The organism is uncultured Caballeronia sp., from assembly GCF_964243625.1.
Taxonomy (GTDB): domain Bacteria; phylum Pseudomonadota; class Gammaproteobacteria; order Burkholderiales; family Burkholderiaceae; genus Caballeronia.
On sequence record NZ_CAXTGZ010000136.1, the window covers coordinates 5,282 to 13,044 of the forward strand.

9 protein-coding genes are annotated in these 7,763 nt (G+C 59.7%); 3 read left to right on the plus strand and 6 right to left on the minus strand.

The genetic code is table 11. The features are described 5' to 3' along the window. The 3 genes from ACFFAR_RS11830 to grpE all read right to left on the minus strand — a co-directional run. Window positions 1-917: Hsp70 family protein (locus ACFFAR_RS11830; protein ID WP_375507920.1), on the minus strand; the 917-nt coding region annotated here is incomplete at its 3' end. A 195-nt stretch (window positions 918-1,112) separates the two neighbouring features. Beyond that, window positions 1,113-1,508 (minus strand): thioredoxin family protein, encoded by a 396-nt coding sequence (locus ACFFAR_RS11835; protein ID WP_174363493.1) that lies wholly within the window; start codon window positions 1,506-1,508, stop codon window positions 1,113-1,115. Between the two features lie 28 nt (window positions 1,509-1,536). Beyond that, window positions 1,537-2,115: a nucleotide exchange factor GrpE gene (grpE, locus tag ACFFAR_RS11840; RefSeq protein WP_061998488.1), complete on the minus strand. Its 579-nt coding sequence runs from the start codon at window positions 2,113-2,115 to the stop codon at window positions 1,537-1,539. A gap of 455 nt (window positions 2,116-2,570) precedes the next feature. On the opposite strand from grpE, the gene ACFFAR_RS11845 reads away from it, so the two are divergent. After that, on the plus strand, window positions 2,571-2,732 hold the full coding sequence (locus ACFFAR_RS11845; protein ID WP_162916028.1) for a hypothetical protein: 162 nt from the start codon (window positions 2,571-2,573) through the stop codon (window positions 2,730-2,732). Here ACFFAR_RS11845 and ACFFAR_RS11850 read toward each other — a convergent pair. The 3 genes from ACFFAR_RS11850 to hrcA form a co-directional block, all read right to left on the minus strand. Beyond that, window positions 2,704-3,111 carry a S4 domain-containing protein gene (locus ACFFAR_RS11850; protein ID WP_174364392.1) on the minus strand — a complete coding sequence of 136 codons (408 nt, stop codon included), beginning with the start codon at window positions 3,109-3,111 and terminating at the stop codon, window positions 2,704-2,706. The two genes, ACFFAR_RS11845 and ACFFAR_RS11850, sit on opposite strands and share 29 nt — an antisense overlap. A 10-nt stretch (window positions 3,112-3,121) precedes the next feature. Next, on the minus strand, window positions 3,122-4,189 hold the full coding sequence (gene hemH, locus ACFFAR_RS11855; RefSeq protein WP_061998486.1) for a ferrochelatase: 1,068 nt from the start codon (window positions 4,187-4,189) through the stop codon (window positions 3,122-3,124). A gap of 163 nt (window positions 4,190-4,352) precedes the next feature. Continuing rightward, window positions 4,353-5,369, minus strand: coding sequence for a heat-inducible transcriptional repressor HrcA (gene hrcA, locus ACFFAR_RS11860; RefSeq protein WP_056356176.1), 1,017 nt, complete (start codon window positions 5,367-5,369; stop codon window positions 4,353-4,355). A gap of 241 nt (window positions 5,370-5,610) precedes the next feature. Between hrcA and ACFFAR_RS11865 the strand changes: the two genes are divergently transcribed. Beyond that, window positions 5,611-6,513, plus strand: a complete 903-nt coding sequence (locus ACFFAR_RS11865; RefSeq protein WP_062169188.1) for an NAD kinase — start codon at window positions 5,611-5,613, stop codon at window positions 6,511-6,513. 6 nt (window positions 6,514-6,519) lie between these two features. Next, the coding region (locus ACFFAR_RS11870) for an AAA family ATPase (RefSeq protein WP_174364394.1) at window positions 6,520-7,763 on the plus strand (1,244 nt) is incomplete at its 3' end.

A 7,763-nucleotide genomic window follows, 5' to 3' on the forward strand; every position in this document is an offset into this window, starting at 1 on the left:
AGCTTCGCACGCGTAATTTTCAGGTTCAAGTGCTTCGGACCCGACGCGTCAGCCGTGATGTACGGCAAGTTGATTTCAGTCTGAGCCGCCGACGACAACTCGATCTTCGCTTTTTCCGCCGCTTCCTTCAGGCGTTGCAACGCGAGCACGTCCTTCGACAGATCGACGCCTTGTTCCTTCTTGAACTCGCCAATGATGTATTCGATGACGCGCTGGTCGAAATCTTCACCACCCAGGAACGTGTCACCGTTCGTGGACAGCACTTCGAACTGCTTTTCACCGTCGACATCTGCGATTTCGATGATTGACACGTCGAACGTGCCGCCACCCAGGTCATAGACGGCAATCTTGCGGTCGCCCTTTTCGTTCTTGTCCAAGCCGAACGCGAGCGCGGCTGCAGTCGGTTCGTTGATGATGCGCTTCACGTCCAGACCAGCAATACGGCCTGCGTCTTTCGTAGCCTGACGCTGGCTGTCGTTGAAGTACGCCGGCACCGTGATCACGGCTTCCGTCACTTCTTCGCCGAGATAGTCTTCAGCGGTCTTCTTCATCTTGCGCAGCACTTCGGCCGAGATTTGCGGCGGTGCCAGCTTTTGATCGCGGGCTTCAACCCAGGCGTCGCCGTTATCGGCGCGCACGATCTTGTAGGGCATCAACGCGATGTCCTTCTGCACTTCCTTTTCGTCGAACCGACGGCCGATCAGCCGCTTGACTGCGTACAACGTGTTTTTCGGATTTGTCACCGACTGACGCTTTGCCGGCGCACCAACGAGGATTTCGTTGTCGTCGACATAAGCAATGATCGACGGCGTGGTACGCGTGCCTTCCGCGTTTTCGATCACTTTGACGGTGTTGCCTTCCATGATCGCCACGCACGAGTTCGTCGTGCCCAGATCGATACCAATGATTCTGCCCATTTTTATCACTCTCCTGACTTTGATCGCAGCGCATCCGGTTTTGCGTTTTCAACGTGTTTATCGTTCAAAAACGCTTCTCGATGCCCAAAATTTAACCCTGTACGCCAAATAAGAGCGTTCGCATCGTTTTCAAGACCAAAAACCGACGCAACCTCATTTTTTTTATCCTGACTGCAACTTTTTCGGGGAATCGGCTCACGCCTTCGCGCCGAGCATCCGGATCTTCTCGCGAGCAGCTTCCACAGCGGCCTTGAACTGCCCAAGTCCATGCCATCCGGTCGCGCGCCCAAGGCGCTTGCCGCGGTAAAAGAAAAACCACGTCGGCACGCCATGCAGCATGAAACGCCGGCCAAGGTCCCGGTGCTCGTAGACATTGCTGTGAAACCATTTCAAACCGAGCGCCCGGATCTCGTCCGGCTTGGCGAGCATCGCTTTTTTGGCAATCTCGCAGTTGAAGCACTCGAAACCCCAGAAAAACACCACAGCCAACTCGTCTCCCGCCGATACCAAGCCGGAATCGAACGTCTCGGCGCTCAATTCCTGCATCTCGAAAACGGAAAACGCAGTCGCATCGACGGGGATGTTGGCCATGACAAAGGTGATTTCAGCCTGACGATGTCTATTTCGGCGCGGCGACGGTCACGAGCGCCGGTCGCAAGACGCGGTCCGCGATCACGTAGCCTTTTTGCAGCACCGTGACGACCGTGTTCGCTTCCTGGTCGGCCGGAACCATCGAAATCGCCTGATGACGGTGCGGGTCGAATTTTTCGCCTACCGGATTGATTTCGACCACGCGCCCTTTTTCAAGCGCACCGGTCAACTGGCGCAGCGTCAACTCGACGCCTTCGCGAACTTTCGCAAGATCGGTCGATGAGTGCGCAAGCGCAGCTTCCAGGCTGTCGAGCACGGGAAGCAGGTTTTCCGCAAAGTTTTCGATCGCGAATTTATGCGCCTTCTGGACGTCTTCCTGCGCCCGGCGCCGCACGTTTTCGGTTTCGGCTTTCGCGCGCAGAAACTCTTCCTGCAACGCTGCAGCCTTGGCCTGCGCTTCGGCGAGCAGAGCTTCGGTTTCGTTCACGTCGCCCGCTTCCGTCGCAAAAGCTGCGTCTGCCGGGTTCGGCTGCTGGGTATGTTGAGCCGCCGTTTCGTCGCCGGGCGTGGAATTCTGGCTCGCGGAGTTGTCTTGCGTGTTTTCCATGTCGCTTGAGATTTTTGCTAAGGATGAAAACGGATGAAATCGAAAGCACCGTTGCGGTTTCGATCCATCGGAAAGCTGCCGATGATACCTGCCGCGCCAACGTTGCTAAAACACCACGGTTGTATCGGCAGGTAGCACGAATGAATCGAGGCACGTCAATGCTTACCCTGAAAACGTACTTGAGGCTGGCGTGAGCGTTTTCAAGGGGTTGCACGCGGTTTTCGGCGTCGTTTCTACAGTCCGGAAACGGCCCGTTACAACCATTTTCAGCCGGTGATCAGATTGAGATTGAGCCGGACGATCACGTCACCTACACTTCGATCATGTCTTCGGAAGCACTAGTTAACCCTAATCTTACGAAAGCCAGATTCCAAGTTGTTTATTCGCTGAAGTGAGCTGTTGAGCCAATGTCAGCGTCCGTATTTCGAGCCGTTTGCGTTGCCACGAGGAGTGCCATGAAACTGACCTTAGCTATTGCGGTGGTCGCATTGGTACTCGTTGGCGGCACAACGACTATCTGCATGTCGGGCGCGGTGAACGATCACAACGTGGAGTATGGCGGCGTGTCCGCCACCATGGAAAGCCTGTTTAGTCAGCACCTGAAAGTTTGTCGATAATTCGCCGGTCCCGTTTGGTCGGCCGGCCTTGCAGCGCGGCCGCCGGTTCCCGGTACGTCTTTCTGCGCTCGCTCTCCGCCACGCGCTTCTCCCGGCCTGAGTCTGTTTCCTTATAAAGCGTCTGCGCAACCGGTGCCGGACCGCGTACTTCACAGATCCCCACCACGTCCACTTGCCAGAGCACGTGCTCGATCTCGATCTCCACCAGATCGCCGACCCGCACGTCCTTCGATGGCTTCACGTTCGCGCCGCCAATCCGCACGCGACCCTTCTCTACGGCATCGCTTGCGAGCGAACGCGTTTTGAAAAAACGCGCCGCCCACAGCCATTTGTCGATACGAAGGCGTGCGCTGGAATCGGTTGAGATGGCGTAGTTCATGGCTCGAACCTTATGCAGCGGCGCTCAAGGCTTGTGGCGTCTGAACCGGCCAGCCTTGCAGATGCTGCGCGACGATTTCCCCGAGCGCCTTGATCCACGCCGGCGATGCATTCAAGCAGGGGATCCGGTGAAACTCCTTGCCGCCGGCCTTCAGGAAGTCATCGCGCACTTCAATGCCGATTTCTTCGATCGTTTCCAGGCAATCCGACGTGAAGCCCGGGCAGAACACGTCAACGCGCTTCGCACCGGCGGCGCCCAGTTCGGCGAGCGTAGGAGCCGTGTACGGTTGCAACCATTCAGCGGGACCAAACCGCGACTGGAATGTCACGCGGCATTCGACCGGCGAAAGCCCGAGTGCCGCCATCAACAATGAACCCGTCTGTTGACACTGGTCGTGATACGGATCGCCGAGGTCCATCGTCCGTTTGGGAACGCCATGAAAGCTGAGCACCAGTCTGTCGCCCGAAGCGAAGTCCGGCTGCCCGTGCTGGCGCCAGTATTCGCGAACCTGCTCGACCAACGCGCCGATATACGCCGGATGGTCTGCGTAATGGCGAATCGTGCGCAATTCCGGCTGATTACGTACGCGCCGCAACGCATTGAACGCATCGTCAAAGGCGGTTGCCGTGGTCGATGACGAATACTGCGGGTACATGGGCACGAGCAACACGCGCTCAGCGCCTTCCAGCTTGAGCTGGTTCAGCATCGCGGGAATGCCTGGCGAACCGTAGCGCATCGCGTAATCGACGATTACATGGTAGTCGTTCACGGCAAAGAGTCGCCGTAGCCCCTCGACCTGCTTTTCCGTGTAGACGCGCAGCGGCGAGCCTTCCGGCAACCAGACCTGAGCGTATTTCTTCGCCGACGCACGGCCGCGAAACGGCAGGATCGCCAGGCGCAGGATGACCTGCCACGCAATTGCGGGAATCTCCACCACTCGCGGGTCCGACAAGAACTGGGCGAGGTACTTGCGCACCGCTTTCGGCGTGGGCGCGTCCGGCGTGCCGAGGTTGATCAGCAGCACGGCAACGCGATGCGAAGCGGAAGGCTGCGAGGGCAACTCGAGGTCGTAGCGCATATAAGAGAAGCTCGGCAAGCCAGCGTGATTGAGTAAAACCCATTATAGCGGCGCGTTTCGGAACGCAACATCGGCCGATCGGCCTAGTGGCGCGGCGGCTTCGCACGGGGCAAGATGAGTTGTCGGACGGGGGATTGCGGGATTTTCCCCCTTCGGAACCGGCTTATTGTTGACTGAGCGAGAGGGACAAGAGCCGCGCGGTGATATCGACGATTGGAATGACGCGGTTGTACGCCATGCGTGTAGGTCCGATCACGCCGAGCGTGCCGACGATCTTCCCGTTCACCTCGTATGGCGCGGTCACCACGCTCATTTCCTCGATCGGCACGAGATTCGACTCGCCGCCAATGAATATCTGCACGCCCTGGGCGTGGCTCGACACGTCGAGTAATTGAAGGAGACTCGTCTTTTGATCAAATACGTCGAAAAGCTTGCGCAGCCGCGCCATGTCGGAGGAGAGGTCCGCCACTTCCAGCAGATTGCGTTCGCCGGAAATCAGCAGGGTCTCGCCGGGATCGGTCTCGTCCACGCTCGCGGCCACCGCTGCCTGCATCAGCGTTGTCATGTCGCCGCGAAGCGCGTCGATTTCCTCGCGAAGTCGGCGGCGTACTTCGTCGAAGGACAAGCCAGCGAAATTCGCGTTGATGTAATTCGACGCCTCGGTGAGTTGCGACGGCGAATAGTCACGCTGGGTCGCCATGATGCGGTTCTGAACGTCACCTTCAGGTGTGACGATGATCAGCAGAATGCGCTTGTCCGACAGCCGCATGAACTCGATCTGCTTGAACATATGGCTGCGGCGCGGCGTGAGAATGACGCCCGCGAATTGCGACAGATTCGACAGAACGCTCGCGGCAGCGGCCACGATCTTCGCCGGTTCGCCGCCTTGCAGCTTGATCTTGACCGCGGAGGTCATGGCTTCGTCGTCGGTGGTTTCGACGGTCAGCATGGTATCCACGAAGAGCCGATAGCCGCGCGGCGTGGGAATCCGGCCCGCCGACGTATGGGGACTCACCACCAGCCCGAGGTCCTCCAGGTCCGACATCACGTTGCGGATGGTGGCGGGACTGAGCTCGAGGCCGGAGTAACGCGACAGCGTGCGAGAACCGACCGGCTGACCTTCTGCGATATATCGCTCGATCAGCGTTTTGAGGAGGGTCTGGGCACGTGGGTCTAGCATGGGGAAATTTTAGCTCAACGTGGTTGGAGCAGCGAACGCGGTGACTGGAGGAACAAGAGCAACCCGCCCTTTTTCATTCGTCCGTCATCAATTCATGTTGCACATCATTCTAACGAGAATTAACTGCCGCGCCGGAGCTTACCGTAACGGGACAGCCCGGAAACATCCCGGACCCGGTCCAAAGGTAATCCCGACGCGGCCCGCGGTTCTTTTCGACACTCACCTATGGTGTAATGCCGCCATGGATATTGGCACCCAATTCAAGACCGTCGCGCTCGTAGGGCGCAACAATACGCCCGGCATCAGGGAGCCGTTGACGGCGCTCGCCGCCTGCATCGCGAAGCGCGGCTTCGACGTCGTGTTCGAAGCCGATACGGCGCAGGAAGTCGGCGTGACCGATTATCCGGCGTTGACCACGCCCGAGATCGGCGCGCGCGCGGACGTCGCGGTCGTGCTGGGCGGCGACGGCACCATGCTTGGCCTCGGGCGGCAACTGGCGCCGTACCGGACGCCTCTGATCGGCGTGAACCACGGTCGGCTCGGCTTCATCACGGACATTACGCTTGCCGAAATGCAGGAACTCGTTCCGCAAATGCTGGGAGGCAGTTTCGAGCGCGAAGAGCGGACCCTGCTCGAAGCGCGCATTGTCCGGGACGGCCAGCCGATCTACCACGCGTTGGCGTTCAACGACGTAGTGGTGAACAGAAGCGGCTTTTCGGGCATGGCGGAACTGCGTGTTTCCGTGGACGGGCGCTTCATGTACAACCAGCGCTCGGACGGACTGATCGTGGCGACGCCAACCGGTTCGACCGCCTACGCGCTGTCTTCCTCCGGACCCATTCTTCACCCGCAACTGGGGGGATTCGTGCTCGTACCCATTGCGCCGCATTCGCTGTCCAATCGGCCAATCGTGCTGCCGGACGACTCCCAGGTCGATATCCAGATCATCGGCGGGCGTGATGTGAACGTGAACTTCGACATGCAGTCATTCACTGCCGTCGAGCTGAACGACACAATCGAAGTGCGGCGATCGCGGCATACCGTGCCAGTGTTGCATCCGGTGGGTTATAGCCATTACGCCACCCTGCGCAAGAAGCTGCACTGGAACGAATATCCTTCGCACGAAGACGTTTCGAAACTCTAAACACCCATGCTCCGTCATTTATCGATTCGGGACTTCGTCATTGTTTCTGCGCTCGACCTCGAGTTCGAGCGCGGCTTCACCGTGTTTTCGGGTGAAACCGGCGCGGGGAAATCGATTCTTATCGATGCCCTCGCACTTACGCTTGGCGCCCGCGCCGACGCGAGCATCGTGCGTACGGGTGAAGCACGCGCCGATATCACCGCGGAGTTTTCAACGCACGCGCAGGTCGTGCAGTGGCTCGACGAACATGCGCTCGCAACCGGCGACGGCGACACGGTGATGCTCCGGCGCGTCGTGGATTCCGGCGGCCGCTCGCGAGCGTTCATCAACGGGACGCCGGCCACGCTCGTGCAGTTGCGCGAGCTGAGCGAAATGCTCGTCGACATTCACGGCCAGCACGCGCATCAATTGCTGATGCGTCCTGACGCGCAACGCGAACTCTTCGATACCCACGCCGGCCTGCTCGAAACCGCGCAGAAAGTGGCGCGGACACATCGGGTCTGGCGCGACGCTACGCACGCGGTGGAACTTGCGCAAAACCGTGACCGCGAGTTGCAACTGGAGCGGGAGCGCCTGGCATGGCAACTGAGCGAACTCGACAAGCTCGCGCCGCAGCCCGGCGAATGGGAAGACGTCAGCGGGGAGCATCACCGGTTATCGCATTCGGCCAGTTTGATCGATGGCGTGCAAGGCGCGCTGAACGCGCTGTCCGAATCCGACGAAGCCATGATCACGCAACTTGCCGCGATCGTGTCGAAGCTGCGTGGTCTCGCTGATATCGATCCCGCACTTGCCGATGTCCTGGCGTCGCTCGAACCCGCCGAGATCCAGTTGCAGGAGGCGTCGTATTCGCTGTCGCATTACGCGCAGCGGCTGGAACTCGATCCGAACCGTCTGGCGCAGGTCGAGCATCGGATGGATCAGTTGCATTCGGCCGCGCGCAAGTTCCGCATGCAGCCGGAAGCGTTGCCCGAGGAACACGCGGAGCGGCGCCGCCAGTTGGCCGCGCTCGACGCCGCCGCCGATCTCGACGCGTTGCGCGCCGCCGTGATGAAGGCGAAGGAAGCTTATCTGGCTGAAGCGACGGTGTTGTCGAAAGCGCGCGCAAAAGCCGCGAAGTCGCTCGGCACGGCGGTTACGCAGGGGATGCAGGAATTATCGATGGCCGGCGGAAGCTTCGAGGTCGCGCTCGTGCCGCTCGCCGAAGGCGGCGCGTACGGGCTCGAGCAGATCGAGTTCCGCGTGGCCGG